24 protein-coding genes and 1 tRNA gene are annotated in these 26,676 nt (G+C 68.3%); 13 read left to right on the top strand and 12 right to left on the bottom strand.

Going from position 1 to position 26,676, the window contains the following annotated elements; translation table 11 throughout:
• Nucleotides 1-23: 23 nt before the first annotated feature.
• Nucleotides 24-1,712, top strand: a complete 1,689-nt coding sequence (gene ilvB, locus ACP7AI_RS07415; protein ID WP_426166578.1) for a biosynthetic-type acetolactate synthase large subunit — start codon at nt 24-26, stop codon at nt 1,710-1,712.
• 15 nt (nt 1,713-1,727) lie between these two features.
• On the opposite strand, the gene ACP7AI_RS07410 is transcribed toward ilvB, so the two are convergent.
• The 6 genes from ACP7AI_RS07410 to ACP7AI_RS07385 form a co-directional block, all read right to left on the bottom strand.
• Nucleotides 1,728-1,803 (bottom strand) — tRNA-Lys (locus tag ACP7AI_RS07410).
• Between the two features lie 80 nt (nt 1,804-1,883).
• A complete protein-coding gene (gene rodA / locus ACP7AI_RS07405; RefSeq protein WP_426165671.1) occupies nt 1,884-2,987 on the bottom strand; it encodes a rod shape-determining protein RodA in 1,104 nt (367 codons plus the stop codon).
• Nucleotides 2,987-4,990 (bottom strand): penicillin-binding protein 2, encoded by a 2,004-nt coding sequence (gene mrdA, locus ACP7AI_RS07400; protein ID WP_426165669.1) that lies wholly within the window; start codon nt 4,988-4,990, stop codon nt 2,987-2,989. The genes rodA and mrdA overlap by 1 nt, the downstream gene beginning before the upstream one ends.
• A complete protein-coding gene (mreD, locus tag ACP7AI_RS07395) occupies nt 4,987-5,532 on the bottom strand; it encodes a rod shape-determining protein MreD (protein ID WP_426165667.1) in 546 nt (181 codons plus the stop codon). Before mreD ends, mrdA begins: the two co-directional genes overlap by 4 nt.
• Nucleotides 5,532-6,473, bottom strand: a complete 942-nt coding sequence (mreC, locus tag ACP7AI_RS07390; RefSeq protein ID WP_426165665.1) for a rod shape-determining protein MreC — start codon at nt 6,471-6,473, stop codon at nt 5,532-5,534. The genes mreD and mreC overlap by 1 nt, the downstream gene beginning before the upstream one ends.
• A gap of 113 nt (nt 6,474-6,586) precedes the next feature.
• Nucleotides 6,587-7,627 (bottom strand): rod shape-determining protein, encoded by a 1,041-nt coding sequence (locus ACP7AI_RS07385; protein ID WP_426165663.1) that lies wholly within the window; start codon nt 7,625-7,627, stop codon nt 6,587-6,589.
• 458 nt (nt 7,628-8,085) lie between these two features.
• On the opposite strand from ACP7AI_RS07385, the gene ACP7AI_RS07380 reads away from it, so the two are divergent.
• The 4 genes from ACP7AI_RS07380 (at nt 8,086) to bfr (ending at nt 11,373) form a co-directional block, all read left to right on the top strand.
• Nucleotides 8,086-8,574 carry a hypothetical protein gene (locus ACP7AI_RS07380; RefSeq protein WP_426165661.1) on the top strand — a complete coding sequence of 163 codons (489 nt, stop codon included), beginning with the start codon at nt 8,086-8,088 and terminating at the stop codon, nt 8,572-8,574.
• A 119-nt stretch (nt 8,575-8,693) separates the two neighbouring features.
• A complete protein-coding gene (gene mutL / locus ACP7AI_RS07375) occupies nt 8,694-10,508 on the top strand; it encodes a DNA mismatch repair endonuclease MutL (RefSeq protein ID WP_426165659.1) in 1,815 nt (604 codons plus the stop codon).
• An 89-nt stretch (nt 10,509-10,597) separates the two neighbouring features.
• On the top strand, nt 10,598-10,771 hold the full coding sequence (locus ACP7AI_RS07370) for a (2Fe-2S)-binding protein (RefSeq protein ID WP_426165657.1): 174 nt from the start codon (nt 10,598-10,600) through the stop codon (nt 10,769-10,771).
• A 122-nt stretch (nt 10,772-10,893) separates the two neighbouring features.
• Nucleotides 10,894-11,373: a bacterioferritin gene (gene bfr / locus ACP7AI_RS07365; RefSeq protein ID WP_426165655.1), complete on the top strand. Its 480-nt coding sequence runs from the start codon at nt 10,894-10,896 to the stop codon at nt 11,371-11,373.
• A 73-nt stretch (nt 11,374-11,446) separates the two neighbouring features.
• Here the strand turns inward: bfr and ACP7AI_RS07360 are convergent, their stop codons facing one another.
• Nucleotides 11,447-12,604, bottom strand: a complete 1,158-nt coding sequence (locus ACP7AI_RS07360; RefSeq protein WP_426165653.1) for a tetratricopeptide repeat protein — start codon at nt 12,602-12,604, stop codon at nt 11,447-11,449.
• Nucleotides 12,605-12,894: 290 nt separating this feature from the next.
• On the opposite strand from ACP7AI_RS07360, the gene fabD reads away from it, so the two are divergent.
• The 8 genes from fabD to ACP7AI_RS07320 all read left to right on the top strand — a co-directional run bounded on the left by fabD (nt 12,895) and on the right by ACP7AI_RS07320 (nt 19,635).
• On the top strand, nt 12,895-13,842 hold the full coding sequence (gene fabD / locus ACP7AI_RS07355; protein ID WP_426166576.1) for an ACP S-malonyltransferase: 948 nt from the start codon (nt 12,895-12,897) through the stop codon (nt 13,840-13,842).
• On the top strand, nt 13,843-14,586 hold the full coding sequence (gene fabG, locus ACP7AI_RS07350; protein ID WP_426165651.1) for a 3-oxoacyl-[acyl-carrier-protein] reductase: 744 nt from the start codon (nt 13,843-13,845) through the stop codon (nt 14,584-14,586). It abuts the gene before it with no gap.
• Nucleotides 14,587-14,697: 111 nt separating this feature from the next.
• Nucleotides 14,698-14,937, top strand: coding sequence for an acyl carrier protein (locus tag ACP7AI_RS07345; protein WP_426165649.1), 240 nt, complete (start codon nt 14,698-14,700; stop codon nt 14,935-14,937).
• 159 nt (nt 14,938-15,096) lie between these two features.
• Complete coding sequence (gene fabF, locus ACP7AI_RS07340) at nt 15,097-16,359, top strand: beta-ketoacyl-ACP synthase II (protein ID WP_426165647.1); 1,263 nt, start codon at nt 15,097-15,099, stop codon at nt 16,357-16,359.
• 10 nt (nt 16,360-16,369) lie between these two features.
• Nucleotides 16,370-17,335 (top strand): endolytic transglycosylase MltG, encoded by a 966-nt coding sequence (gene mltG, locus ACP7AI_RS07335; RefSeq protein WP_426165645.1) that lies wholly within the window; start codon nt 16,370-16,372, stop codon nt 17,333-17,335.
• A complete protein-coding gene (locus tag ACP7AI_RS07330) occupies nt 17,332-17,961 on the top strand; it encodes a YdcF family protein (protein WP_426165643.1) in 630 nt (209 codons plus the stop codon). Before mltG ends, ACP7AI_RS07330 begins: the two co-directional genes overlap by 4 nt.
• A complete protein-coding gene (locus ACP7AI_RS07325) occupies nt 17,961-18,665 on the top strand; it encodes a lysophospholipid acyltransferase family protein (RefSeq protein WP_426165641.1) in 705 nt (234 codons plus the stop codon). Before ACP7AI_RS07330 ends, ACP7AI_RS07325 begins: the two co-directional genes overlap by 1 nt.
• Before the next feature lie 4 nt (nt 18,666-18,669).
• A complete protein-coding gene (locus ACP7AI_RS07320) occupies nt 18,670-19,635 on the top strand; it encodes a hypothetical protein (protein ID WP_426165639.1) in 966 nt (321 codons plus the stop codon).
• Here ACP7AI_RS07320 and ACP7AI_RS07315 read toward each other — a convergent pair.
• The 5 genes from ACP7AI_RS07315 to ACP7AI_RS07295 form a co-directional block, all read right to left on the bottom strand.
• Nucleotides 19,632-20,921, bottom strand: coding sequence for an Hsp70 family protein (locus ACP7AI_RS07315; protein ID WP_426165637.1), 1,290 nt, complete (start codon nt 20,919-20,921; stop codon nt 19,632-19,634). The two genes, ACP7AI_RS07320 and ACP7AI_RS07315, sit on opposite strands and share 4 nt — an antisense overlap.
• A gap of 43 nt (nt 20,922-20,964) precedes the next feature.
• Nucleotides 20,965-21,339 (bottom strand): ribonuclease HI, encoded by a 375-nt coding sequence (locus ACP7AI_RS07310; protein WP_426165635.1) that lies wholly within the window; start codon nt 21,337-21,339, stop codon nt 20,965-20,967.
• Nucleotides 21,340-21,512: 173 nt separating this feature from the next.
• Nucleotides 21,513-22,418 carry a prephenate/arogenate dehydrogenase family protein gene (locus ACP7AI_RS07305; RefSeq protein ID WP_426165633.1) on the bottom strand — a complete coding sequence of 302 codons (906 nt, stop codon included), beginning with the start codon at nt 22,416-22,418 and terminating at the stop codon, nt 21,513-21,515.
• On the bottom strand, nt 22,418-23,527 hold the full coding sequence (hisC, locus tag ACP7AI_RS07300; protein WP_426165631.1) for a histidinol-phosphate transaminase: 1,110 nt from the start codon (nt 23,525-23,527) through the stop codon (nt 22,418-22,420). The genes ACP7AI_RS07305 and hisC overlap by 1 nt, the downstream gene beginning before the upstream one ends.
• Nucleotides 23,528-23,610: 83 nt before the next feature.
• Nucleotides 23,611-26,475, bottom strand: a complete 2,865-nt coding sequence (locus ACP7AI_RS07295; RefSeq protein WP_426165629.1) for a TonB-dependent receptor domain-containing protein — start codon at nt 26,473-26,475, stop codon at nt 23,611-23,613.
• Between the last annotated feature and the right edge of the window lie 201 nt (nt 26,476-26,676).

Genomic DNA, 26,676 nt, shown 5'->3' with positions numbered 1-26,676 from the left:
CAGCCGCGCTCGCGCCGTTGCCCATGCAGTCCGGTGCCGACCATCTGCTAGCGATCCTTGCCGACGCCGGCGTCGATACCGTGTTCGGCTACCCCGGCGGCGCGGTGCTGCCGCTCTACGATGCCCTTCACCGGCAGGACCGTATCCGCCACATCCTCGTCCGCCACGAACAGGCGGCTGTGCACGCCGCCGAAGGCTATGCCCGCGCCTCCGGGCGGCTCGGCGTGGTCTTCGCCACTTCGGGCCCGGGCGTCACCAACTGCCTGACCGGGCTCGCCGATGCGCTCGCCGATTCGATTCCGGTGCTGTGTATCGCCGGTCAGGTGGCGCGGCCGCTGCAGGGAACCGACGCGTTCCAGGAGGCCAATATCCTGTCGATGTCGCGCGCCGCCACCAAGTACAATGTCGGGATCGACAGCCCCGGCGCGCTGGGGCCGCTGCTGCGCCGCGCGATCGCCATAGCCACTGGGGGCCGCCCCGGCCCGGTGCTGGTCGACCTGCCCAAGGACATCCAGTCGGCCACCGGCGATGCCGGCTGCTTCGAGGCGCCGGTCCCCCGCTTCACCATGCCGCCGCACCCGCATGTCGACCCGTCCGCCATCGCCGCGGCGGCCCGGCTCCTCGCCGGCGCCGAGCGTCCGATCGTCTATTCAGGCGGCGGCGTGATCAGCTCCGGCCCCGGCGCCAGCCTGGCACTGCAACGGCTGGCCCGGCTTACCGGTGCGCCCGTTACCTCGACGCTGCTGGGCCTAGGCGCCTTTCCGGCCAGCGCCCCGCAATGGCTCGGCATGCCGGGCATGCACGGCACGCTCGAGGCCAATCTCGCCATGCACGGTTGCGATGTCATGCTTTGCGTCGGCTCGCGCTTCGACGATCGCGTCACCGGTCGCGTCGACGGTTTTGCGCCGGGCGCGCGCATCATCCACATCGACATCGATCCCGGGCAGATCGGCAAGATCATCCCGGTCGAGGTCGCCATCCCCGGCGACTGCGCGGCGGCCCTCGAAGCCCTGTGCGATGCGCTGGCTGGACAGGCCGCCCCGGCGCTCGGGGACTGGTGGCGCCGGATCGCCGGCTGGCGCGCCGAAAACTGCCTTGCCTATCAGGAGCGTGCCGACGCCATCTTGCCCCAGCACGCGATCAGCCGGCTATTCGAGTTGGCGCGGCCGCATGATCCGATCATCGCAACCGAGGTCGGCCAGCACCAGATGTGGGCGGCGCAGTATTGCGGATTCGACGCGCCGGGCCGCTGGCTGACCTCGGGCGGCCTCGGCACCATGGGTTATGGCCTGCCCGCCGCCATCGGCGCCCAGATTGCGCATCCCGATGCCCTCGTCATCGACATCGCCGGCGAGGCAAGCATCCAGATGAACATCCAGGAGCTCGCCACTGCCAGCCAGTACCGGCTGCCGGTCAAGCTGTTCATCGTCAACAACGAGCGGATGGGCATGGTCCGGCAATGGCAAGACCGTCACCACGGCGGACGGCATTCGCACAGCTATGCCGAGTCGCTGCCCGATTTCGTCATGCTCGCCAGGGCTTATGGCTGGACGGGCCTGCGCATCGACACGCCCGACGCCCTCGATGCCGGGATCCGCACCATGCTCGAGACGCCCGGCCCGGTGCTCGTGGACTGCCGCGTCGTACAAGATGAAAACTGCTTCCCGATGATGCCGGCCGGGGCCGCCCACAACGAGATCGTTCACCGCTGATTTTAAAAAGAACGATGGTGGACGCACCAGGGTTCGAACCTGGGACCCGCTGATTAAGAGTCAGCTGCTCTACCGACTGAGCTATACGTCCGTGCGCAGCAAACTGCGTGGAGGCGGGCTGTTAGCAGTGGGGGGAGGAGGTGTCCAGCGCTTTTGCGACCGCGGCACGCGTCAATTGCGCGGCAGCGTGTTCTCGCGGGCGATGCCCATGATGAGGCCGAACAGGATCAGCACCGTCATCATCGCCGATCCGCCATAGCTGATCAGCGGCAGCGGGATGCCGACGACGGGGGCCAGGCCCATCACCATCATCATGTTGATGGCGAGATAGAAGAACAGCGTCGACGTCAGCCCCAGCGCCAGCAGCCGCTGGAACTGGCCGCGCGCCTTCAGCGCCACCATCATGCCCCAGCCCAGCACGACGCCGAACATCACGATGATGAACATGCCACCGATCAGCCCCCATTCCTCGGCCATCGTCGCAAAGGCGAAATCGGTCTGCAACTCCGGCAGATAGTCGAGGTGGCTCTGGGTGCCGTTGAGGAAGCCCTTCCCCGACAGGCCGCCCGACCCGATGGCGATCTTGGACTGGGTGATGTGATAGCCGGCGCCGCGCGGATCGGTGGCGGGATCGAGGAAGATCAGGACGCGTTTGCGCTGATATTCGTGGAGCATCGACCAGACCAGCGGCATCGCCGCCACCGTCGCCAACCCAGCACTGGCGAACAGCCAGATCCGCACCCCGGCGAGGAACATCACCACGACGCCGCCAAAGGTGATCGACAGGGCGGTGCCGAGATCGGGCTGCAGCATGACCAGCGCCGCCGGCAGCGCGATCAGCGCCAGCGCCGGCAGCAGGGCGTTCCACCGCGTTTCAAAGCCCTTGGGCAGGAAATGATAATAGCGCGCCAGCACGAGAACGACAGCGATCTTCATGAACTCCGACGGCTGCAGCTGGATGAACCCCAGGTCGAGCCAGCGCTGGCTGCCGCCGCCGATGCGGCCGAGCAGCTCCACGCCGATCAGCCCGACCAGGACGGCGCCATAGATCGGCCAGGCCAGCCGCAGCCAGACATCGGGCCTGACCATCGCAATGCCCAGCGCCACGCTCATCAGGACGGCAAAGCGGATGCCCTGTTTCAGCGCCCAGGGCGTCAACGAGCCGCCGGCGGCCGAATAGAGCACGACGAGCCCAAAGCCGGTGATCGCCGTCACCACCAGCACGATGCCCCAGGGCAGCCGGCTCAGTTCCCGTAGCCACGGGCCGTTCAGCATCAGATCTCGTCCCGGGGCAGCTGCGGCTCGTCGGCCGGGCCGATCTCGTACTCCGGCGGCACGATGTCGTCGGTGCGCAGCCACGACGGCATCATCTCGGCCTGCACCGCCGCCGTCGCCTCCGCCTGCTGCTCGCGCTCCGCGGCGGCGCGCTCGGCGGCGAGCTGCGCCTCGATCGGGCCCAGAATTTTCAGCGCCCGCTCAGGATCGTACATGAAGGTCAGCACGTCGCGGGCGATCGGCGCCGCATAACGGCCTCCGGCGATGCCGTGCTCGATGATCACCGATACCGCGTAGCGCGGCTGCTCGGTGGGCGCGAAGGCGACGAACAGGGCATGGTCGCGCTGCTTCCAGGGCAGCGATTCATTCTTCTTGACGCCGCGCCGGCGCTCCTCGGCAGAAATCCGGCGGACCTGCGCGGTGCCGGTCTTGCCGGCGAAATGCACGCCGTCGATCGGCGACCGGGCGCCGCGCGCCGTGCCGATGCCGGCGTTGACGACATCGTACATGCCCTGCCGGACGATGGCGAGATGCTCCTCGGGAATGCCGAGCGAGGCGAACTGTGGCGGCGGCGCATCGTCGGCGGGCGCCAGCAGGCGCGGCACCACGGCGCGGCCGCTCGCCACCCGCGCCGTCATCACCGCCAACTGCAGCGGATTGAGCGCCAGATAGCCCTGGCCGATCGACGAGTTCAGCGTTTCGCCGATGCTCCATGATTTCTTGTAGCGTTTCTGCTTCCACGCCTGGTCGGGCACGATGCCGCCGGCCTGGCCGGGCAACGGCAGCGGGTATTTCTCGCCAAGTCCCAGCCGCCGCGCCATCGCCGCAATGGCATCGATGCCGATACGGCGGCCATATTCGTAGAACCAGACGTCGCAGCTTTTCGGCAGCGCGCCGTGCATGTCGACAAAGCCGTGGCCGCGCCGGCTGTGGCAGTGCCAGGTGTTGTTGCCGAGCTTGTAGCGGCCGGTGCAGCGCACCCCCTGGTCGGGCGTGGCCCCGGCCTTCAGCGCCGCCAGCGCCGTTACCATCTTGAAGGTCGACCCCGGCGGATAAAGTCCCATCGCGCTCTTGTTGAGCAGCGGATTGTGGTCGTTTTCCTGCAGATCCTTCCACAATGCCGCCGGGACCCGCGACGAAAAGATGTTGGGGTCATAGGCCGGCATCGAAACCATGGTCAGCACGTCGCCGGTCAGGCAGTCGATGACGATGACGCTGGCGCTGTTGTTGCCGAGCCGGCGCGCGGTGAAATTCTGCAGGTCGCGATCGATGGTCAGCCGCAGCGTCGCCCCCGGCACGTCGCCGCGGGTGTCGAGTTCACGCACCACCTTGCCGCGTGCCGTCACCTCCACCCGCTGCGCGCCGGCGCGGCCCCTCAGCGCCCGGTCCTCGTGCCGCTCGATGCCGTCCTTGCCGATGCGAAAGCCCGGAAAGATCAGCAGCGGGTCCTTCTGGTCCTTGTACTGGGCCGGCGTCGGGGCGCCGACATAGCCGAGCAGATGGGCGAACTGGTCGGCATCGGGATAGACCCGGCTGAACGCCCGCACCGGCTGCAGGCCCGGCACATCGGCGACCTGGACGTTGAGCGCGGCGAATTTCGGCCAGTCGAGGTCGCGCGCCACCTCGACCGGCATGTACGACGGCTGGATGGCGATATCGGCGCGGATGCGCAGTTCATCGGCAAAGCTGAGGCCGAGGATCTTGCCGAGCTGGGCGAGCACGCGGTCGAGGTCGGTGATCTGTTCGGGGATCAATTCGAGCCGGTAATCGGGCTTGTTGAGCGCCAGCGGCTTGCCATTGCGGTCGACGATCCAGCCGCGGCGCGGCGGAATCAGCCGCAATTGCACGCGGTTTTCCTCCGAAGCGAGGCGATATTCCTCGCCCTCGAAGATCGAAAGATATGTCATCCGCGCCGTCAGCATGGCGCCGACCAGCCCCATGCCGCCGCCCAGCACCAGCGCGCGGCGGGTGAAGCTCTGTTCGCGAATAGCCTCCGAACTCACGTGCGTTCGTCCCCGAAGGCGCGGCGCTGGACCCAGGCGCACAAGGCGACGACGAGCGGATAGGCGACGATGCTGGTCAGCACCTGCCAGGCCAGCGGCAGCAGCGGCACCGGCCGTCCCGCCAGCGCCATCAGCTGCCAGGTCAGCAGCTCGAAGACGACGACAAGCACCGCTGCGACCGCCCAGTCGAAGCCATGGGCGTGATGGCCGTAGCGCGTCTCGAACACCCGGACAAAGCCGGCGGCGGCGGCGAACAGCGTGGCGTTGATGCCCAGCGGCTGGGCGAACAGCAGGTCGGCGACAAGCCCGATCAGGAACGCCACCCAAGGGGTCATCAGCCCCGGTTGGAATGTCGCCCACACAAAGATGCCGATCAGCGCCAGTTGCGGCAACACCGGCACCGGCACCACCAGCGGTACCGTCATGGCGAACACCAGGCCGAGTGTCGTCGCCGCCGGCACGCCAAGCCGCCAGTGCCCCCACCAGTAGCGGCGACGCTCGGCGGCGTTCATCAGCCGCCAGGGCGGTGCGTTGCGGGTCATCAGGGCAGCGGCGCCGCGGGCTTGGCGGTGGGGGCACCGCTGCGGCGGGCCTCGATCGGCACCGGTGCCCCTGTCGGCGTGATCGGCGCCGTCTCGGGCAGCGGCAGATAGGCGGCTTCGACCGTCACATAGGCGGCACCGACCGGGCTGGCGGCGGGTCGCACCGCCGGCGGCTCCGCGGGATCGATGATGATGCCGACAGGAATACCGGGCGGGAACACGCCGCCGTCGCCCGACGTGACCAGCCGGTCGCCGGCCTGCAGCGGCACATCGGCACCACCGCGGTCCTGCAGCGTCAGCGAGGGGCGATTGGTGCCGACGACCAGCGCCGGTTGCCCGGTGCGGACGACGGTGACCGGGATGCGGCTGGCCGGATCGGTGAGCAGCAGCACCCGCGCGGCATGGCTGCCGGCCTCCACGGTGCGCCCGATCAGTCCGTCGGCGCCGATCACCGGCAACCCCGGCACGACGCCGTCGCCACGGCCGGCGGCAATCATCGCCGACCGCACGACGGAACCCGAAGTTGCCGACACGATGCGCGCCGTGCCGATGACCCGGCGCCCGGGCTCGCGCACGCGCTGCAACCGCTTCAGCGCCGCCAGCGCGGCGCGATCGGCGGCGGCGCGCTGCACTTCGGCACGGGCGGCGGCGAGTTCGGCGGTCAGCGCGCGGTTGCGATCGACGGCACCCAGATAGTCGCCGCCCCAGCCGAGCGCGCGCCCGACCCCGTCGAACGGCGCGCGGGCGACACTCCACACCGGCGTCACGATATCGAGCATCACGCCGCGCATGCGGGCAGCGCCATCGGGGTTGACGCGCGCGACCAGCACCAGCAGCAGCCCGGTGGCGATCACCGCACCCGACACGACCGCCCCCACGAGCGCGAGATTCTGCTCGCGGCGCATGGCGCTCGATCGGCGAGGCGCGGGCGTCCAGTCCATGTTCAACTCTCTGGCCCCGGCACGGCAACCCGCGCCGCGGCCCCGTTCACCCTGTTAATCAAATTATGACCGGACGTAACCTGCGAAAGCGCGGTGGCGTGAGGGCGCGGCAATCAGGCCGTCGTCAGCACGCCGCGGTACATCGGGTCCTCGAGCGCGCGGCCGGTGCCGATGGCGACACAGGTCAGCGGATCGTCGGCGATGGTCACCGGCAGCCCGGTCGCCTCGCGCAGCACGACATCGATGTCCTGCAGTAGCGCCCCGCCACCGGTCAGCACGATGCCCTGGTCGACGATGTCGGCGGCGAGTTCGGGCTGGGTGTTTTCCAGCGCCATGCGCACACCCTCGACGATGGCGGCGACGGGTTCGGACAATGCATCGGCGATCTGCGCCTGGTTGATGGTGATTTCCTTGGGCACGCCGTTCATCAGGTCGCGGCCCTTGATCTCCAGCGTCAGGCCGATGCCGTCGGCGGGCGGCTTGGCGGTGCCGATTTCCTTCTTGATGCGCTCGGCGGTCATTTCGCCGATCAGCAGATTGTGGTTGCGGCGGACATAGCTGACGATCGCTTCGTCCATCTTGTCGCCGCCGACACGGACGCTGGTGGTATAGGCGAGACCGCGCAGCGACAGCACGGCGACTTCGGTCGTGCCGCCGCCGATATCGACGACCATGCTGCCGATCGGCTCGGTCACCGGCATGCCGGCGCCGATCGCCGCCGCCATCGGTTCCTCGATCAGATAGACCTGGCTCGCCCCGGCGTTGTTGGCGGCGTCGCGGATGGCGCGCTTTTCAACGCTGGTCGAACCCGACGGCACGCAGATGACGATTTCGGGAAAGCGCGGCAGCTTCGACGTGTGCACCTTGGCGATGAAATACTTGATCATCTGCTCGGCGACATCGATGTCGGCGATGACACCATCGCGCAGTGGCCGGATGCATTCTACGTTGCCCGGCGTCTTGCCCATCATCACCTTGGCTTCATACCCCACAGCCTTCACCGTCTTGGTACCGCGGATGGTTTCGATGGCAACGACCGAGGGTTCGTTGAGGACGATGCCGCGGCCGCGGACGTAGACGAGGGTGTTGGCAGTGCCGAGATCGATCGCCATGTCCTGGCTGAGAAACGAGAACATCCGGCTGAACAGCGACATGGGGCGGGGGACCAAATCTAGGCGTGAGGAAAACGGGACAGGCCGCGCTGGCGCGACTCGTCGGCTTTAGTCGCTTGTCAGGCTGTTTTGCAAGGCGAGCCCCCTTGTTTCGAAGGCGATTAAACCGCTCGCCGCTCTCCGTTCACCGCAAGCCGGCACGGGTTGAACCGGGCGGTTTCGGCGGTGCGGGACCGGTCGGCACGATGCCGTCGGGCGCCGCGTCCGTTGCCCCCTGCCGCCCCGCCGCAAAGAAATCGCCCAAGTATCGAAACGAGCGGAACAAATTTTCGCGGTCGTGTCGCAAGCTGAGGCGCCGTTTGTGCTGACGCCGTCGTATCTCCGATACGACGCCGCGCCTGTCGCGCCCGCTGGTCAAAAGACTAATGGCGCGTTAAGCTGGCGTTGAGCTTGGCAGGCGTGGCGATTTTCCGTCCCGCCGACAGTCGGGACGCAGAATGATGACCACGCGAAGTGGCGTTTGGGGCGGGTTGCACTGGTCGACGGCAGCAAATGTCGGTGTCGCGACGGCGATGCTCGTGCTCGCGGCGCTGCTGTCGGCTGCGCCTGCCGCCGCGACCCTCCCGGTCGCCCCGCAGAGCGGCGATGCCGCCGAGGCCGCGGCGCCGCCGGCGCCACCACCGCCCGACGCGCCGTTCGTGCCGCCCGACAACAAGCCGGCAACCCTGCCGTCATCGCTGGCCGACGGCGTCGCGGCGCTGTCGCAGCCGTTGCCGAACGAGAGCTGGCAGGCCGCCTGGGCCCGGCGCGGCATGTCGATCAGCGATATCGGCCGGGCCGCGTCGCGCGAGCCGCTGCTGCTGCCGATCGCCGCGGCCGGCGTCGTCATGATCATGCTGGCCAGCTATCTTCGGCGCCGCCGTCGCCGCCAGGTCGGATGGGGCGTGCTGCCCGAACGCAGCATCCGCCGGGATCGCGACGCGCCCTAGGTTGCTTGCGAGCATGGAGCGTCGGCCGGTGCCGCCTGCCCAGGACCAGCGGGCTGGTACCATTTCGGCAGCGTCGGCGTGACTCGCGTCCGGCCGCCGCGTAGAACCCGTGCGTGCCCGTGATCCGCCGCCTTCCCGACAATCTCGTCAACCAGATCGCGGCCGGCGAAGTCGTCGAGCGACCGGCGGCGGCGCTGAAGGAGCTTGTCGAAAACGCCCTCGACGCCGGGGCGCGGCGCATCGCCATCGATCTCCAGGCCGGGGGCATCGACCATCTGTCGGTCGACGACGACGGCTGCGGCATGGCGCCCGCCGAGATGCGGCTGGCGGTCGAGCGCCACGCGACGTCGAAACTGCCGGACGGCGACCTGTCGACCATCGCCACCATGGGCTTTCGCGGCGAGGCGCTGCCGTCGATCGCCAGCGTGGCCACGCTGACGCTGACCAGCCGGGCGCGGACAAGACCGGGGGCCGGTGGCGACGGTTGGCAGCTGGTCATCGACAATGGCCGCATTGTCGCCGACGGACCGGCGCCGGCGACATTCGGCACCCGGGTCGCCGTCGATGCGCTGTTCGCCGCGGTGCCGGCGCGGCGCAAGTTCCTGAAATCCGAACGCTCCGAACTGTCCGCCTGCATCGATGTCGTGCGCCGCCTGGCGATGGCGCGACCCGATGTGGCGTTCGAGCTCCGGCATGGCAGCGGCGATGGCGGCAGCCGCCGGCTGCTGTCGGTCGCCGCCGCCGCAGACGCCGGACCGGCGGCGCTGGTGGCGCGGCTCGCGGCGCTGCTGGGCGCCGATTTCGCCGACAATGCCGTGCCGATCGATCTGGATCGCGAGGGCGTTGGCCTCGGCGGCCTCGCCGGCATCCCGACCTACAACCGTGGCATCGCCGACCATCAGTATCTGTTCGTCAACCGCCGCCCGGTAAAGGACCGCATGTTGATCGGTGCCTTGCGCGGTGCCTATCAGGACCTGCTGGCCCGCGACCGCCATCCGGTCGTCGCGCTGTTCCTCGACGTGCCGAGCGACTTCGTCGACGTCAACGTCCACCCGGCCAAGACCGAGGTGCGCTTTCGCGACGCCGCGATGGTGCGCGGGCTGATCGTGTCGGGCCTGCGCCGCGCCCTCGATGCCGCCGGCCACCGCGCCTCGACCCAGGTCAGCGCCACCGCACTCGGCGCCTTTACCGTGCCGGCGCCGGGCGTATCGCGGGTCGGTGATGCCCCGATGACCTGGTCGAACGGCGCGCCGCTCGCCGAGCCGCCGCGGCTGTTCAGCGATTTCCCGCCCGTGTTCGTCGCCCCCGATGCCGGGCTTGCCGCGGCGCCGCCGCCAGCGGCGCCCGCCGCCAACCACCCGCTCGGCGCCGCCAGGGGCCAGATCGCCAACACCTATATCGTCGCCGAAACCGATGATGCGCTGATCCTCGTCGATCAGCACGCCGCCCATGAACGCCTGACGCTCGAGCGGATGAACGCCGCGCTGGGGCAGGGCGGTGTCGCCGCCCAGGCGCTGCTGATGCCGCAGGTCGTCGAGCTCGACGAGATCGCCGCCGGCCGCATCGCCGACCGCGCCGCCGAACTCGCCGAACTGGGGCTGGAGGTCGAAGCCTTCGGGCCGACGGCAGTGCTGGTCCGTGCGACGCCGGCCTTGCTCGGCAGCACCGATGTCGAGGGCCTGGTCCGCGATCTTGCCGACGACCTGTCGGCCTGGGGGTGGGCGGTGACGCTGAAGGAACGGCTCGACGGCATCGCCGCGACGATGGCCTGCCACGGATCGGTGCGCGCCGGCCGGGCGCTGTCGATCGCCGAGATGAACGCGCTGCTGCGCGAGATGGAAATCACCCCCCATAGCGGCCAGTGCAACCACGGCCGCCCGACCTGGGTCAGGCTCGCCCGCACCGACATCGAAAAGCTGTTCGGGCGGCGCTGATAAGTGTTATTCCTTAATGCGAGGCGCTTGCATTAGCATCGCGAATCGGTGATAACGCGTCGCAACAACGCTGTTTTGCGAGGCCTGCCTTGATCGTCTGCGTCTGCAATGCCCTTCGCGAGAACCAGGTCCGCGAGGCCGCCCGCGTCACCCGCAGCGATTGTCCCGTCACCGCCTATGCCAAGCTCGGCTGCAAGCCGAAATGCGGCCAGTGCCTGCCGTTCGCCCGCGAAGTCCTGGCTCGCGAAAGCAGCTTCGCCTGATCGCGAATGCGACCGCTTTGCAGTCGCAATTTACTGATAACATTGGATAATTTGGCTGCGAGATTGACCACGGTCCGGCCTTGCGCCACAGTCCGTCGTGTTATCACGAAAGGCACGACATCATGCGCGGCGATACCAAGGTCATCGAATATCTGAATGCCGTGCTCAAGGGCGAGCTGACCGCCGTCAATCAGTACTGGCTGCATTACCGCCTGCTCGACAATCTCGGCATTAAGCGGCTCGCCGACTATGAGCGCCACGAATCGATCGACGAGATGAAGCACGCCGACCGGTTGATGGAGCGGATCTTCTTCCTCGACGGCCTGCCCGGCATGCAGGCGCTCAATCGCCTGCGCATCGGCGAGGATGTGCCCGAGGTTCTCGCCGCCGACCTGGCGCTGGAGCACGAGGCCTGCGCGCTGCTCAAGGACGCCATCGCCCATTGCGAGACGGTGCGCGACTACCCAAGCCGCGACCTGTTCGCCGAAATCCTCGCCGCCGAGGAAGAGCATGTCGATTTCATCGAGACCCAGCAGACGATGATCACCCAGATGGGCCTGCACAATTACCTGCAGCTGCAGTCGAAGCCCGCCGGCGAATAAGCGCCGACAGCGCGCATGAAAAAGGGCGCCATCCCGGCCGGGGTGGCGCCCTTTTCCTTTGGGTCAGGTCGGCTCAGGCAGCCTTGGGCGCCGCTGCCGCCGGGGCGCTGATGCCGCTATGGGTCGCAGCGTAGAGGCCCCAGAGATTGGCGATGTCCTTCATGCCGGTCTTCTCGCCGACGGCGGCAAAGCTCGTCCGCGCCAGTCCGGCATTGCCCGCCTTCATCGCGGCGATGCCCTTGAACACCTTGGCCTGGTCGGCATCGCTGCCGTTGGCGGCGATGGCCCGGTCATAGGCGGCAATGGCCGGCCCGAACTGGTTGATGCCGAAATAGGCGTTGCCGCCGCGCACCGCCGTCGCCGGATTGGCGGCGAGCTTGGGCGCTTCGGCGCCCGCCTTGGCCGCCATGCCGGTCGCCGCCTGCGCCAGCTTTTGCGCCATGGCGTCGCCGCCGGCACCGCCCTTGGCCAGCGCCGTGGCCGCCACACCGGCCTGGTTCGACACCAGCGCCAGCTTGGCGAATTCCTGGTAATCGACCGGGCGGTCGATGGTGCCGGTCGCGCTCATCAGATGGTACAGCGCCAGCTTGGCCTCGGGGCGCATCTGTTCCTGCTGGAAATTGACCAGCAGCGTCTTCCAGCGCGCCGGCGAGCCGTCGACGCGAACCAGCTTTTCGGTGGTGGCGAGATAGCCCCGCTTGTCGCCGGACTTGTACTGGGCGGCGGCGAGATTCTCGAGATAGGCGGCCTTGGGGCCATTGGCCTTGATCAGGTTGTTGTAGGCGGTGACCGCCTCGCCATATTTGCCCTGCTTGACCGACGCCTGGGCGATCAGGATCTGCATGTCCTCGCCGCCGGCCTGGCGAGCGAGGCCGACCGCCTTCCCATAGTTGCCGGCGCGATAATAGAGCGGTGCGAGCTGACGGGCGCCGGCACCGGCGCTTTCCAGCGCGGCGGCGGCATCGCCATAGCGACCGGCGCGGGTGTAGACATAGCCGGCCATCTGCGCCGACTTCTGCTTTTCCTCGGCGGTGGAGGCGGCATTGCGCGCCGCGTTGACGGCGCTGATCGCGGCGGCGGTATTGCCGGTCTTGGCGGCATTGGCGGCCTGGTTCAGCGCCTTGCCGACGGCCGGAGAAACGGCGGCCTGGGCGGGCATCGCGACGGCGAGGGCGAGTGCGGCGGCACCAAAGAGAGCCGAACGGTGAAAAGCATTGGCGGTCGGTGGCATGAACTTCCTCTTCGAACGGGAAAACAAGGGCGAGCTGTCGTCGGTATCTTCGTCCATCATGCTGCGCACCATGGCACGGCATGACTGGCCCGGGGATGAACGTGTCGATCCGGCAGGATCGATCGGTCACCATGGCCGCAGGTGCCTTACACTTATCGAATCCATCGCCCGGTGCAACGGGGATAAATGTCCACCCGCGCGCCTGTGGCGGCACTTTTGTTGCGCGCAGCTTTGTTGCACCTTGGCCGCGAACGGCTTAAGCGCCCAGCTTTCAGCCTGGGGAGGCCATCATCCGCGCTTTCATCTTTCCGGGGCAGGGCAGCCAGTCCATCGGCATGGGCCGTGGCCTCGCCGATGCCAGCCCGATCGCCCGCGCCGTGTTCCAGGAAGTCGACGATGCGCTCGGCCAGCATCTGTCGCGGCTGATGTGGGAGGGGCCCGAGGACCAGCTGACGCTGACCGAAAATGCCCAGCCGGCGATCATGGCGGTGTCGATCGCGGCGCTGCGCGTGCTCGAATCGGAAGGCAACATCAATCTCGCTGAAAAAGCCGCCTATGTCGCCGGCCACAGCCTGGGCGAATATACCGCGCTGGCGGCGGCGGGCTCGCTCGGCCTCGCCGAAACCGGCCGGCTGCTGCGGCTGCGCGGCTCCGCCATGCAGGCAGCGGTGCCGGTCGGCGAAGGCGCGATGGCGGCATTGCTCGGCCTCGGCTTCGACGCGGTGCAAGCCATTGCCGAAGAGGCTGCGCGCGAAGTCGGGCAGGGCCAGGTCTGCGCCGCCGCCAACGACAACGCCCCCGGCCAGGTCGTCGTCTCGGGCCATGTCGAGGCTGTGGCGCGGGCGATGGCGCTGGCCAAGACCCGCGGCGCCCGCCATTCGGTGCTGCTGCCGGTGTCGGCCCCGTTCCATTGCGCGCTGATGCAGCCCGCCGCCGATGCCATGGCCGAGGCGCTGGCGAACATCGGCATCCAGGCGCCTTTCGTGCCGCTGGTCGCCAATGTCACCGCGGCGCCGGTCACCGATCCCGACACCATCCGCCGCCTGCTCGTCGAACAGGTCACCGGCACGGTGCGCTGGCGCGAATCGGTGCTGGCAATGGCGGCATTGGGCGTCACCGGCTTTGTCGAGATCGGCGGCAAGGTGCTGGGGCCGATGGTTCGCCGCATCACCCCCGATGCAACGATGCAGAGCGCCGGCGACATGGCCGGCGTCGAGGCGCTGGCAAAGGATCTCTAGATGTTCGATCTTTCAGGCATGACGGCGCTGGTCACCGGGGCCAGCGGCGGCATCGGCAGCGCGGTGGCGGCGGCGCTGGCCGCGCAGGGCGCTCGCGTCGCGCTGTCGGGCACCCGCGCCGATGCGCTCGAAGCCGTGCGCGCGCGCCTCGGCGGCGACACCGTCGTCCTGCCCTGCAACCTGTCCGATCCCGCTGCCGTCGACGCACTGGTGCCGCAGGCGCTGGAGGCGCTCGGCGGTCGGCTCGACATCCTCGTCAACAACGCCGGCGTGACCCGCGACAACCTCGCGCTGCGCATGAAGGACGAGGAATGGGACACGGTCATCCGCGTCAACCTCGAAGCCGCCTTCCGCCTCGCCCGCGCCGCGCTGAAGCCGATGATGATGAAGCAGCGCTTCGGCCGCATCATCTCGGTCACCTCGGTGGTCGGCGTCACCGGCAATCCCGGCCAGGCCAATTATGCGGCGTCGAAGGCCGGCCTGATCGGCATGTCCAAGGCGCTGGCGCAGGAGGTCGCGTCGCGGAACGTCACCGTCAACTGCATCGCGCCGGGCTTCATTGCCTCAGCCATGACCGATGCGTTGCCCGATGCGCAGAAGACCGCGCTGACCGGCCGCATCCCGGCCGGCCGGCTGGGCGATGGCGCCGATATCGCCGCCGGCGTCGTCTATCTGGCGTCGCGGGAGGCGGGCTATGTCACCGGCCAAACCCTCCACGTCAACGGCGGGATGGCGATGATCTGAGCCGTCCTTGCTGAACGCCCGTTCACCGCGAGGCCTTGTCACGCCAAGCGCGGGCGGCTATCGCCAATCGTCATACAAACCCGCCAAAGCGCATATCGAAAGAGGGATCCCATGAGCGACGTCGCCGACCGCGTGAAGAAGATCGTCGTTGAGCATCTGGGCGTCGAAGCCGACAAGGTGACCGACGATGCCAGCTTCATCGACGACCTGGGCGCCGACAGCCTCGACACCGTCGAGCTGGTGATGGCGTTCGAGGAAGAATTCGGTGTCGAGATTCCCGACGATGCCGCCGAGAAGATCCTGACCGTGAAGGACGCCATCGGCTTCATCGCGGCCAATCAGAAGGGCTGAGCCGGGCGCGCCCGGCCGCCGGCACCCCGGCGTAATGCCATCAACCGACACTGGAACGGCCTTTCGCGGATATGCGGAGGGCCGTTTCGCGTATAATGACCTGCCAAGGCGCCTGCCGGCGAACAGCGGCGGGCCGAATTGGGGAAGGATGAAGTGCCGATGCGGCGCGTTGTAATTACCGGAGTTGGCATGGTGACCCCGCTGGGCGCCAATGTCGAAACAGTCTGGGCCAATATCCTGGCGTCGAAATCGGGCGCCGCCACCATCACGCGCTTCGATGCGACCGATTATGTCTGCCGCATCGCCTGCGAGGTCATCCGCGGCGACGGCTCCGGCGAAACCTTCAAAGCCGACACCCGTGTCGACTACAAGGTCCAGCGCCAGGTCGATCCGTTCATCACCTATGGCATCGATGCCGCGGGCCAGGCGCTCGAGGATGCCGGGCTGACCGACATGACCGAGGAACAGCGCTTCCGCGCCGGCTGCTCGATCGGCAGTGGCATCGGCGGCCTGCCGGGCATCGAATCGGAATCGATCGTGCTGCACGAAAAGGGCCCGCGCCGGGTGTCGCCGCACTTCGTCCATGGCCGGCTGATCAACCTCATTTCGGGCCAGGTCAGCATCAAATACGGCCTGATGGGCCCGAACCACGCCGTCGTCACCGCCTGTTCGACCGGCGCCCATGCCATTGGCGATGCGGCGCGGATGATCGCGCTCGACGATGCCGATGTCATGCTCGCCGGCGGCGCCGAAAGCGCCATCTGCCCGCTGGGCATCGCCGGTTTCAGCCAGGCCAAGGCGCTGTCGACGCATTTCAACGACGAACCGACCCGGGGCAGCCGGCCCTATGACCGCGACCGCGACGGCTTCGTCATGGGCGAAGGCGCCGGCGTCGTCTGCCTGGAGGAATATGAACATGCCAAGGCGCGCGGCGCCAAGATCTATGGCGAAGTCATCGGCTATGGCCTGACCGGCGATGCCTATCATGTCACCGCGCCGCATCCGGAGGGCTCGGGCGCCTTCCGGTCGATGCAGATGGCGCTGAAAAGGGCCGGGCTCGACCCGTCCGACATCGACTATATCAACGCCCATGGTACCTCGACGCCGATGGGCGACGAGCTCGAGCTGGGCGCTGTCCGCCGCCTGTTCGGCAATGCCATCGAGACCGTGTCGATGTCCTCGACCAAATCGGCGATCGGGCACCTGCTCGGCGGCGCCGGCGCGGTGGAGGCGATCTTCTGCCTGCTCGCCATCCGCGACCAGGTGGCGCCGCCGACGCTCAACCTCGATAATCCGTCGGAGGCCTGCACCGGCGTCGACCTGGTGCCGCATGTGGCGAAACAGCGCCCGATCAAGGCCGTGCTCAACAACAGCTTCGGGTTCGGCGGCACGAACGCGACGCTGGTGATGCGCGGCGTCTGATCGTGACCTGATGCGGCGCACCGTTACCGCCTTTGTCGGCCTGCTGCTGGTCGTCGGCGGCCCGCTGCTCGTTGCGCCCTGGTATGGCTGGGGCGCCACGCCCGGCGCGCCGGTGACGATCACCGTCGCCAAGGGCGCCAGCCTGACCGGCGTCGCCAACGACCTCGAGGAGGCGCGGCTGGTCGACAGCCAGCGCCATTTCCGGCTGCTCGCCCGGCTGCTCGGGTCCGACCGGCCGGTGCAGGCGGGCAGTTACACGCTGGAACCCGGCGTCGGCTGGCGCCGCTATCTGGAGGCGATGCAGCAGGGCCGCGTCACCCGCTACACCTTGACGATCCCTGAAGGGCTGCCGTCGGTGGTGATCGCCGACAAGCTGAACGCCGAACCGCGGCTGATCGGCCGGGCGCGGGTGCCCGACGAAGGCTCGGTGCTGCCCGACACCTATGATTTCCAGCCCGGCGAACCGCGCGGCCGGGTGCTCCGGCGCATGCAGGCGGCGATGACGAAAACGCTCGCCGAACTCTGGCCGAAACGCAGCAAGACGACCGTGGTGAAGACGCCGGAGGAAGCCATCATCCTCGCGTCGATCGTCGAAAAGGAAACCGGCAAGCCATCGGAACGCCGCAAGGTCGCCGGCGTCTATTCGAACCGGCTGAGGCAGGGCATCAAGCTCGATGCCGACCCGACGGTCATCTATCCGGTCACCAAGGGGCGCCCGCTCGGCCGCCGCATCCTGCGGTCGGAACTCAACGCCGACACCGGCTACAACACCTATCTGAAACCCGGGCTGCCCAAGGGGCCGATCGCCAATCCGGGCCGCGCCAGCATCGCCGCAGTGCTCGACCCGGAGCCGACGGACGCACTGTACTTCGTCGCCGACGGCAGCGGCGGCCATGTCTTTGCCGCCACGCTGCCCGAGCATAATGCCAATGTCGCCAAATGGTTCGCGATCCGCCGCCAGCGCGGCGAGATGTGAGCCGACGTCCCGCCCAGCGCCGGCCCGCCCCGCGCCCCGCAGCTGCCTCTCGCGGGCGCGGCGCGCCGCAGCGTACCGGCCTTATCGGCGCCATCGGCCGCATCGTGGCGTTGCTGGTGCTTGTCTGGATCGGTGGCTTCCTGTGGTTCAGCCTGACCCTGCGCGACCCGGCGCCGCTCGGCACGCGCACCGATGCCGTCGTCGTGCTGACCGGCGGTGCCGGCCGCCTGTCGCGCGGGCTGGCGGTGATCGAGGCCGGCAGTGCCCGCCGCATGCTGGTCTCGGGCGTCGGCCGCCAGACGACGCGCAAGCAGCTTGCCGCCGCCGCCGGCGTCGATGTCGACCGGCTGCGCCACACCGATCTCGGCTATGAAGCGGTCGACACCCGCTCCAATGCCGAGGAAACCGCGCGCTGGGTGCAGCGCAACGGCTATGGCTCGATCCGGCTGGTGACCTCGGCCGGGCACATGCGCCGGGCCCGGCTGGAACTCGCCCGCGTGCTGCCGGCGGGCGTCCGCGTGGTGCCCGATTCCGTGCCGGTCGAACCCCAGGCGCCGACGATCGCCACGGAATATACCAAGTATCTTGTCCGCCGCTTTGCCCTCGCCACCGGGGCGACGAGCTGATGGCGGCCCTGCGCTACGCCATCGCCCTGCTGCGCTCGCTGTTGTTCGCCATCGCCTTCTACGGCGGCTCGCTGATCATCGTGCCGCTTGTGCTGCTGACCGGGCGGCTGTCGCCCCGGCTGCTCTTCATCGGCCCCAAACTCTGGGCGGGCTGGTTCTGCTGGTGCGCGCGCTGGCTCGCCGGCATCCGGCTGCAGATCGATGGCCGCATTCCCGACGGCCCGCACCTGTTCGCGCTGAAGCATGAATCGGCGTACGAGGCGATCATGACCCTGTGGTGGTTCGCCCGCCCGGCGGTGGTGATGAAGGCCGAACTGCGCAAGATCCCGATCTGGGGCGCCGCGTCCGATCGCCAGGGCTCGATCTGGGTCGATCGCGAGGGTTCGGCGACGATGCTGCGGGCGATGATGAAGGCGGCGCAGGCAGCGGTGAAGGCCGGCCGGCCGGTGGTGATCTTTCCGGAAGGCACGCGGGTCGGCGTCGGCCAGACACCGGCGCTCGCCTCGGGCTTTGCCGGGCTCTACAAGATGCTGAAGCTGCCGGTGGTCCCGATCGCGCTCGACAGCGGCACCGTCTGGCCCAAGGCGTTCGTCAAATATCCGGGGACTGTCCACATGAAGGTCGGTGCGCCGATCCCCCCCGGCCTCGACCGCGCCGGTGTCGAGGAGCGCGTCCATGCCGCCATCAACGCCCTCCAGGCGTGACGGCATGAGGCGCATCCCGCTCTGGCTGACGCTGGTGCCGCTGGTCGTCGGCATCGCCATCTATGGCTGGCTGTGGTCGGGCTGGGCGCGCGAGTTCCGGGCGACGATCGAGGACTGGCTTCCCGGCGCGACGGTCAGCATCTCGGGCTTCCCCTATCGCATGGAGGCCGATGTCGCGGCGCCGCGCCTCGCCGGCGGCGATGTCGTCCGGCTGACCGCGGCCGCCGATCGCGCCCGAATCAATCGCGGCCCCTGGCAGCCCGAGCTGACGGTGATCGGCACCGATCGCCCGCGCTTTTCGGTGACGGTCGGCTCGCTGCTCAGCGCGACGATCGCCGGCAAGAGCGCGGCAAGCAGCGTCAAGGTCGTCAGCGAAGGCGGCGCCACGCGGCTGGTCCGGCTGTCGTCGGTCATCGAGGCGGCGACGGCGCGGCTCGGCTTCACGCCGGTGGCGATCGCCGCCGATTCGCTGGAACTGCACCTGCGCGAACGCCGCGACGAGGTTGCCATTCCGGGCAGTCCCGCCGGCGCGCCGCGCGGCCAGCTGGTGCTTGCCGGTGAACGGCTGCGCTTCGGCACCGGCGACGCGCTGACCTTCGCCGCCGACATGCTCGTCACCGGCGACACCCGGCTGACCGGCTATGACGCCTGGGCGCGATCGGGGACGATCGAGCTGACCAGCCTGACCCTTTCCGACGCCAGTGGCGAAATCGCCAGCGTCAAGGCGACACTGGCGCCCCAGGGGCGGACCGGGCTGCGGGTGGCGGGCACGATCACCACAGTCTGCCCCGCCAGCATCGCCGCCGCGCTCGCTGCCGCTCCGTCACCATCCGAGAAACGCCTGCGCGCGCCGGTGCGGCTGAGCTTCGAAGGCGTCGCCGGCGCGGTGACGCTGGGCGGGCTGCCGGCGGACCTGGCGACCCGGCCGACACGCGGGCAATTGCCGGCCTGCCCGGTGATCCGCCGCTAGGCGGACCAGGCCGCGGGATCGTCCTCCTCGCCGATCAACGCCAGCCCGTGCGCGATCGACGTCAGTTCCCCACCCGTCGCGATCCGATCCACCCCGAAGCGATGAGTGAAGATGCGCGCGATCCGCGGGATCAGCGACGATCCGCCGGTCAGGAATACCCGGTCGATGGCCTCGCCCGCCACGCCGGCGCTCGCCAGGGCGCGATCGACCGCGGCCTCGATCGCCACGATGTCGGGCGCAATCCACGCCTCGAACGCCGCCCGCGTCACGTCGGCGGCGATCTCCAGCCCAGCGCCATTGAAGCGGAACGTCGCCGCCTCCGCCGTCGACAGGTCGCGCTTCACCTGGCCCACCGCCTCGTGCAGGCGAAAGCCCTGCTCCTGCTCGATCACCGCGATCATGCGCCCGATGGCGGCAGGGTCGAGCGCGCTGCGCTGCAGCTTGTGCAATTCCGCCATCGTCCGCCGGTTGCGCATCAATGCCAGCCGCGACCAATCGGCGAAATCGGCGAAATAGCCGCCCGGAATTTCCAGCGTCTTGTCGAACGACCGGTAATGCCCGCCCTTGCCGAGCAGCGGCATCACCAGCGCCTCGACGATCCGCGCATCGAAACGATCCCCCGCGATACCGACGCCGGCATGGCCAAGCGGCTGGCAGCGTCGTGCGGCACCCCGGGCGGCAATGCGCACCACCGAAAAATCGCTGGTGCCGCCGCCGAAATCGGCCACCAGGATGGTCGCCGGCGCATCGATCCGCGACGCATAGCTGAACGCCGCGCCCAGCGGTTCATAGACGTAATGGACGTCGGCCCCCAGCGGCCCGAACATCGCGGCATAGCGCTGCCGCGCCAGCGCCTCGTCGGGGGCGTGGCCGGCATAGACCACCGGCCGGCCGACGATGACCCGCGCCGGCGCGTCGAGCGCGCCGTTGCTGCGCGCGACAAGGCTGTCGAGGAACAGGCGACCCAAGTCCTCGAAGCGGTAGCGCCGCTCGAAGATCGTGGCGTGCTCGAAACCGGCGTTGGCGGCGACCGACTTGAACGACTGCAGGAAGCGGCTGCCTTCCGGGAACGCCAGATATTCGGCGATCGCCCAGGGCCCGGCCTCGGCCGCGATGCCGCCGCGGACCGCCTCGTCCTCCCAGAAACACAGCGCCGACCGGAAGGCCGGCTCCATCCCGGCCGGGGCGTCGAGGTCGACAAGCGTCGACACGCCGCCACGCGCGATCGCCGCGACGGAATTGGTCGTGCCGAAATCGAGGCCGACGGCGTGGGACGGGATCATCATGGGGCCGGCGTCGCTACACGCAACCGGCGCGCAAGCAAAGCCTTCAGCCGCTGTGCGACCGCATCAGCGCGATGCCGGCGAGGTTCTGCGTCCGCTTGATCGTCCGGATATTGGGCATCACCGCGCCGGCGACTTCGCGGAACGCCGCCATATGCGCCACGCTGTTGCCGCGGCACTTCACCTTGCCGTTGGCCTGGGCGACGACCGCCGCCGAATCGCCGAGCAGCACGAAGTCACCCCCCAGCGATTGCCCGATGCGTAGCGCCGCGATCAGCGCCAGCCATTCGGCGTCCATGCTCGATCCGGACCCGAGATCGTGGCGGATATGGACCTGGCCCGCGGCGACGACGGCATATTCCATCGCGCCGGGATTGGGGCGGCAGCCACCGTCGAAGAAGATTTTCGTGCGTGTGGTCATGCTGGATACTTTCTGTAACGGGTCGGCGGTTGTGAAGGCATGGGCAAAGCCCATGCCGACGTCAGACGAGTTCGGGCGTAAGGCTCGCCCGCCCCGCTGGCCGGCCTGGCGCGGGTCCGCGCGCAGCAGGCGATTGCTGCACAATCGCTCCGCTGCTTCCGGCCGCGCTGCGGCTAGTGTTTCCGCCCGAAATCGGGCTCCTCGGTGTCCTGGCCCTCATCGATGATCGACCGACGGATGGCGCGGGTCCGCGTGAACAATGCTTCCAGCGTCTCGCCCTCGCCCCAGCGGATGGCGCGTTGCAGCGCCACCAGGTCCTCGGTGAAACGGCCCAAAGTTTCCAGCACCGCCTCGCGATTGTTGAGGAAGACATCGCGCCACATCACCGGGTCGCTGGCGGCGATGCGGGTGAAATCGCGAAAGCCGCCGGCCGAATATTTGATGACTTCGCCGCGCGTCACGGTCTCCAGGTCGCTCGCCGTGCCGACGATCGAATAGGCGATCAGATGGGGCAGGTGGCTGGTCACCGCCAGCACGCGGTCGTGGTGCGCGGCGTCCATCGTCTCGACGCGGGCGCCGAGCAGCCGCCAGAAATCGCCCAGCCGCGTCACCTGCCAGGCCTCGGCATCGGCCGGCGGCGTCAATATGCACCAGCGGTCCTTGAACAGGCTGGCAAAGCCTGCATCCGGCCCGGATTTCTCGGTGCCCGCCACCGGATGCGCCGGGATGACGATGACACCGGGCAGCGCCGCGACGAGGTCGATGAGCACCTTTTCCTTGACAGAACCGACGTCGGACACAATGGCCCCCGGCGCCAGCTCCGCGGCGATCTCGGCGCCGATCGCCCCCATCGCGCCGACCGGCACGGCGAGGATGACCAGTTCCGCATCGACGACAGCTGCGCCGGCATTTTCGGTGACATCGTCGGCAAGGTCGAGCGCCAGCACCCGTTCCCGCACGGCCGCGTCACCATCCGACACCGTCAGCCGCACCGTCGGCATCGCCTTGCGCACCGCGCGCGCCAGCGACGACCCGATCAGCCCCATGCCGATGATGGCAACCCGAGAAAACGGCAGCATCAGCCGGTGGCGCCGGCAACAAAGGCGCGGAGCGACGCCGCCGCCGCCCGCGTCTCCGCCTCGGTGCCGATCGAGATGCGGATGCAGCGCGGCATCGCCTGGACGGCGAGATAGCGTGCGATGATGCCGTCCTCCAGCAGCGCCGCATTGGCGGCAGCGGCATTCACCGGGCCGTCTTCCGGAAACTCGACCAGCACGAAATTCGCCGCCGAAGGAATGGCGCGCAGCCCGGCATTGCCGAGCGCAGTGATCTCGCCGGCCAGCCAGTTGCGCCACTGCAGGGTATGCGCACGGGTCTTTTCCACCCAGTCGGTATCGGCGAGCGCCGCGATGGCGCCGGCCTGCCCGGTCGCCGGCACGTTGAACGGCGCCCGGATGCGGTGCATCGCGCCGACCAGCGATTCCTGGGCATAGGCCCAGCCGATGCGCTGGGCGGCGAGGCCGTAGATCTTCGAAAAGGTCCGCAGCGCCACGACATTGGCGTGGGCGCGGGCCAGCGCGATGCCGTCCTCGTATTCACCTTCGGCGAACTCGGCATAGGCGGCGTCGAGCGCAAACACGATGTCGGGGCGCAGCCCGGCGTGCAGGCGGCGTACCTCGGCGGCCGAAATGATCGTGCCGGTCGGGTTGTTGGGATTGGCGAGGAACACGACGCGGGTGCGATCGGTGACCGCCGCCAGCACCGCATCGACGTCGCAGGTATAGTCGACATCGTCCGCCACCACCGGCGTCGCGCCGACCCGGCGCGCGGCAATGTCGTAGACGGCAAAGCCGTGGCGGACATAGACGATCTCGTCGCCCGGCCCGGCAAAGGCGCCGGCGACGAGGTGGATCAGTTCGTCGGATCCGGTGCCGCAGATGATGCGCCCGGCCTCGATGCCGTGCAGGGCGGCCAGCGCCTCGCGCAGCGCGGTCGAGGCCGGATCGGGGTAGAGATGGCTGGCGCCAAGCACCGCCGTCATCGCCGCGACGGCGTGCGGCGACGGCCCGAACGGGTTTTCGTTCGACGACAATTTGGCGACGACCGGCCGGGCATCGAGCTTGGCCTTGCCGGGCACATAGGCATGGATCGCATCGATCCAAGGCTTCATCTGGGGGGCGCTGTTCATGGCCCGGCCTTACGGGCAATCGCCCCGAAACAAAAGGGGCCGCGGCGTCAGCCACGGCCCCCGACTGTCGGCTGCTGCCGCGGTTACATCTTGTAGCTGATGCGCAGGTAACCGAACTGGCCCGGCACGTCATAGGTGGTCGGGTCGTAATTGGGGCCGGTGCAGCTGAAGCAGGCTGGCGGATCCTGGTTGAACACGTTGTTGACGCCGATCGCAAAGGCCATGCGGCGATCGAGGAACGACGGCGTGTAGACGACCTGGACGTCGCCGTAGAAGGTACCGTCGAGCTGGCGATTGTCGAACTCGCGCACCGCCTTGATGTAGCGGCCGGTGAACGAGGCGCCGATATCGCCGATCGTCCAGTCGACGACGCCGGTGCCCTTGAACTTGGGATAGGACTGGTCGGGGAAGCCGCGGGTCACGCCTTCGTAGCTCGTCGTCGTGAAGCCGGTGCTCGACGGCACGGTTTCCGAATAGTCGAACAGGAAGTTGCCGTTCAGCGACAGGCCGAAGGTACCGGCCGAGGTCGCCTGGCTGCGATAGTTGAAGGTCACGTCGAGGCCGCGGGTGGTGATTTCCCCGATGTTCTGGAGCAGGCCGTTGACGCGGATGATGTTTCCACCCGGCGACCGCGAGATGGAGTTGCAGCTGAGCGGATCGGCGGTGTTGACGCAGCGCGCCAGCGTGATGTCGGCGCCGATCGGGGCGATCGCGCCTTCGACCTTGATGTCGTAATAGTTGACTTCAAGGCTGAGGTTGCTGGCAAAGCCGCTTTCGCGGGCCCAGGCCGGGGCATAGACGCCGCCGAACAGCAGCGTGCGCGAGGTTTCCGGCATCAGCGCCAGGTTGCCGCCGGTGGTGATCGAAACCTGGCCGCCCAGCGGTTCCTGGTAGCTGCCGTTGGCCGGCACGCCGTTGGCCGTGCAGTTGGCGCGGACGGTTGCCGACGTCTGGTACGGCGAGCCCGGCACGTTGGTGCAGGGATCGTCGATCGGTGCGTCGGACCGCGAGGCGGCACCGAACAGCTCGCCGATGGCGGGGGCGCGGAAGCCCGTCGCGTACGAACCGCGCAGCAGCAGGTCGCTGAACGGCTTCCACTGGGCGCTGCCGGTGTAGGTGGTGTTGCTGCCGCTGGTCGAATAATTGACGTGGCGGACGGCACCATCGACTTCGAGCAGCTGGAAGAAGGGCACGTCCTTCAACAGCGGGATGCGGATTTCGCCATAGACTTCGTCGGAATTGAAGCCACCGCGCGACGGCTGCGCCGGGATGTCGGAACCGAGGCCGGCCGTGATGATCGGATCGGGATCGAAGCTGCCGCGCTGGACGCGGTGTTCATAGCCGACGGCGAAGCCGACCGCGCCGCCGGGCAGGTCGAACAGGTCACCCGACAGGTTGGCGGTATAGTCGTTCAGGGACTGGCTGCTGCGGCTGCGCTCGTCGAAGCCGACGAAGGCGAGCATCGCCGGGGTGACGGAGCCGACGCCGCCGAAAATGTTGAAGGGCACGCATTCGCCGGTGCAGTTGGCGACCGGGCCGAGCGCCTGTGCCAGCTTTTGTGCATTGACGTTGCCGGTGAACAGCTGGCGGGCGTTGTTGTAGCCGAACACCGCATTGGCATCCCAATACCATTTGCGCGCGCCGACGTTGAACGAGCCGTCGAGGCCCATGGTCAGCGACATGGTGTCGACATTCTGGGTATAGGTGCGCTGGCCGGCCTCGACGAGGCGGCGGCGGATCGTCGAATAATTCGCCGGGGCTTCACCGGGCTTGCCGGCCGACAGGGTGAAGCCGAACGGGTTGAACGGGTTGGTCGCATCGACCGAGATGATGTCGAGCAGGTTGCCGTTGCCGGCGTCGGGGCCGACGAACAGCGGCAGGAAGGCCGCCTGGTTCTGCGAATTGCGCCGGTTCCACAGCGCCTTGACGCGGAAGTTGATGGTGTCGGTCAGCTCCTGCTTGGCGCTTATCCAGGCACCATAGCGTTCGGACGGGGTGAGGAAATAGTTGAACGGCGCGAAGTTGAAGGCATCGGCCGACGTGAACGACTTGAAATCGCTGTTGGGGCCGGTGGGATTCAGCGGATCGAAACGCGGGCGCCCGCTGACCGGCGCCTTCAGCGTCAGGTTGCCGAAGTTGCCGACGGTGACGCGGCCGTTGGGAATGGCGCTTGAGCAGCCGCCGATGGGATCGGCGCAGCTCGTCTGGCCGGGATTGGGGAATTGCGAGGTGTCACGGTCGGCGGTGCGGACTTCGTCCTGCTTCACATAGCTGCCGCCGAAGACGATGCTCGTCGTCGGCCCCTGGATGCCATAGCTGGCCTGGTAATCCTGGGTGTGGCCATCGCCCTGCCGGAACGTGCCGAACTGCCCCGAAACCTGCAGGCCTTCCTGCTGCTGGCGGGTGATGATGTTGACGACACCCGAGATGGCGTCGGAACCATAAAGCGGCGACTGGCCCGACTGCAGCACCTCGATGCGTTCGATCATATTGGCGGGAATGGTGTTGAGGTCGACGTTGGCCGGGATGCCGCTGGCCGAGGAGCCGTTGACGAAGCGCAGGCCGTCGACGAGCACCAGCGTGCGCTTCGAACCGAGGTAGCGCAGGTTGATTTCGGCCGAGCCGGCGCCGACACCGCCGCCATCGGGCGGGTTGCCGATGTTGCCGCTGTTGTTGACGCGGGTGTTGAGGCCGCCGGCGGAGCTCGGCAGGCGCTGCAGGATGTCGGCGATCGACGAGATGCCGGTGCGCTGCAGCGACGCGGTATCGAGGGTGACGACGGGCGCGCGCTGCGACAGCGGATCCTGGCGGATGCGCGAGCCGGTAACGATGATCGCCTCGGCTTCATCGGGTACGGCGACCGGCGAGGTGCTCTGCGCCAGAGCGTTGCCGGTCTGCATGAGCGCGGCGAGCGTCACGCCACAGGCAAGCATCGATCGTACCGTCATGTCAGTCTCCCGCTGTATTCAATTCGCAACACAGTCTCCCGCGCCATTACGCCTGACAACCCCGAAACATTACAATTCTGTCACAAGCGTTGCCTTTATGTCCTGTTGTTGCCGAACCGACACACAAGGTTTCATGTCGGTGAAGGCGCAGGCTGGCGGCCGCAGGCGTGACATCGCGGCGATTAGCCCGTAACCGGCGGT

The sequence above is a fragment of the Sandarakinorhabdus sp. DWP1-3-1 genome, assembly GCF_049896705.1.
In the GTDB taxonomy this organism is placed as follows: Bacteria; Pseudomonadota; Alphaproteobacteria; order Sphingomonadales; family Sphingomonadaceae; genus Sandarakinorhabdus.
Note: the sequence above shows the minus strand (reverse complement) of the source record. Positions and strands in the feature narration are given on the sequence as shown.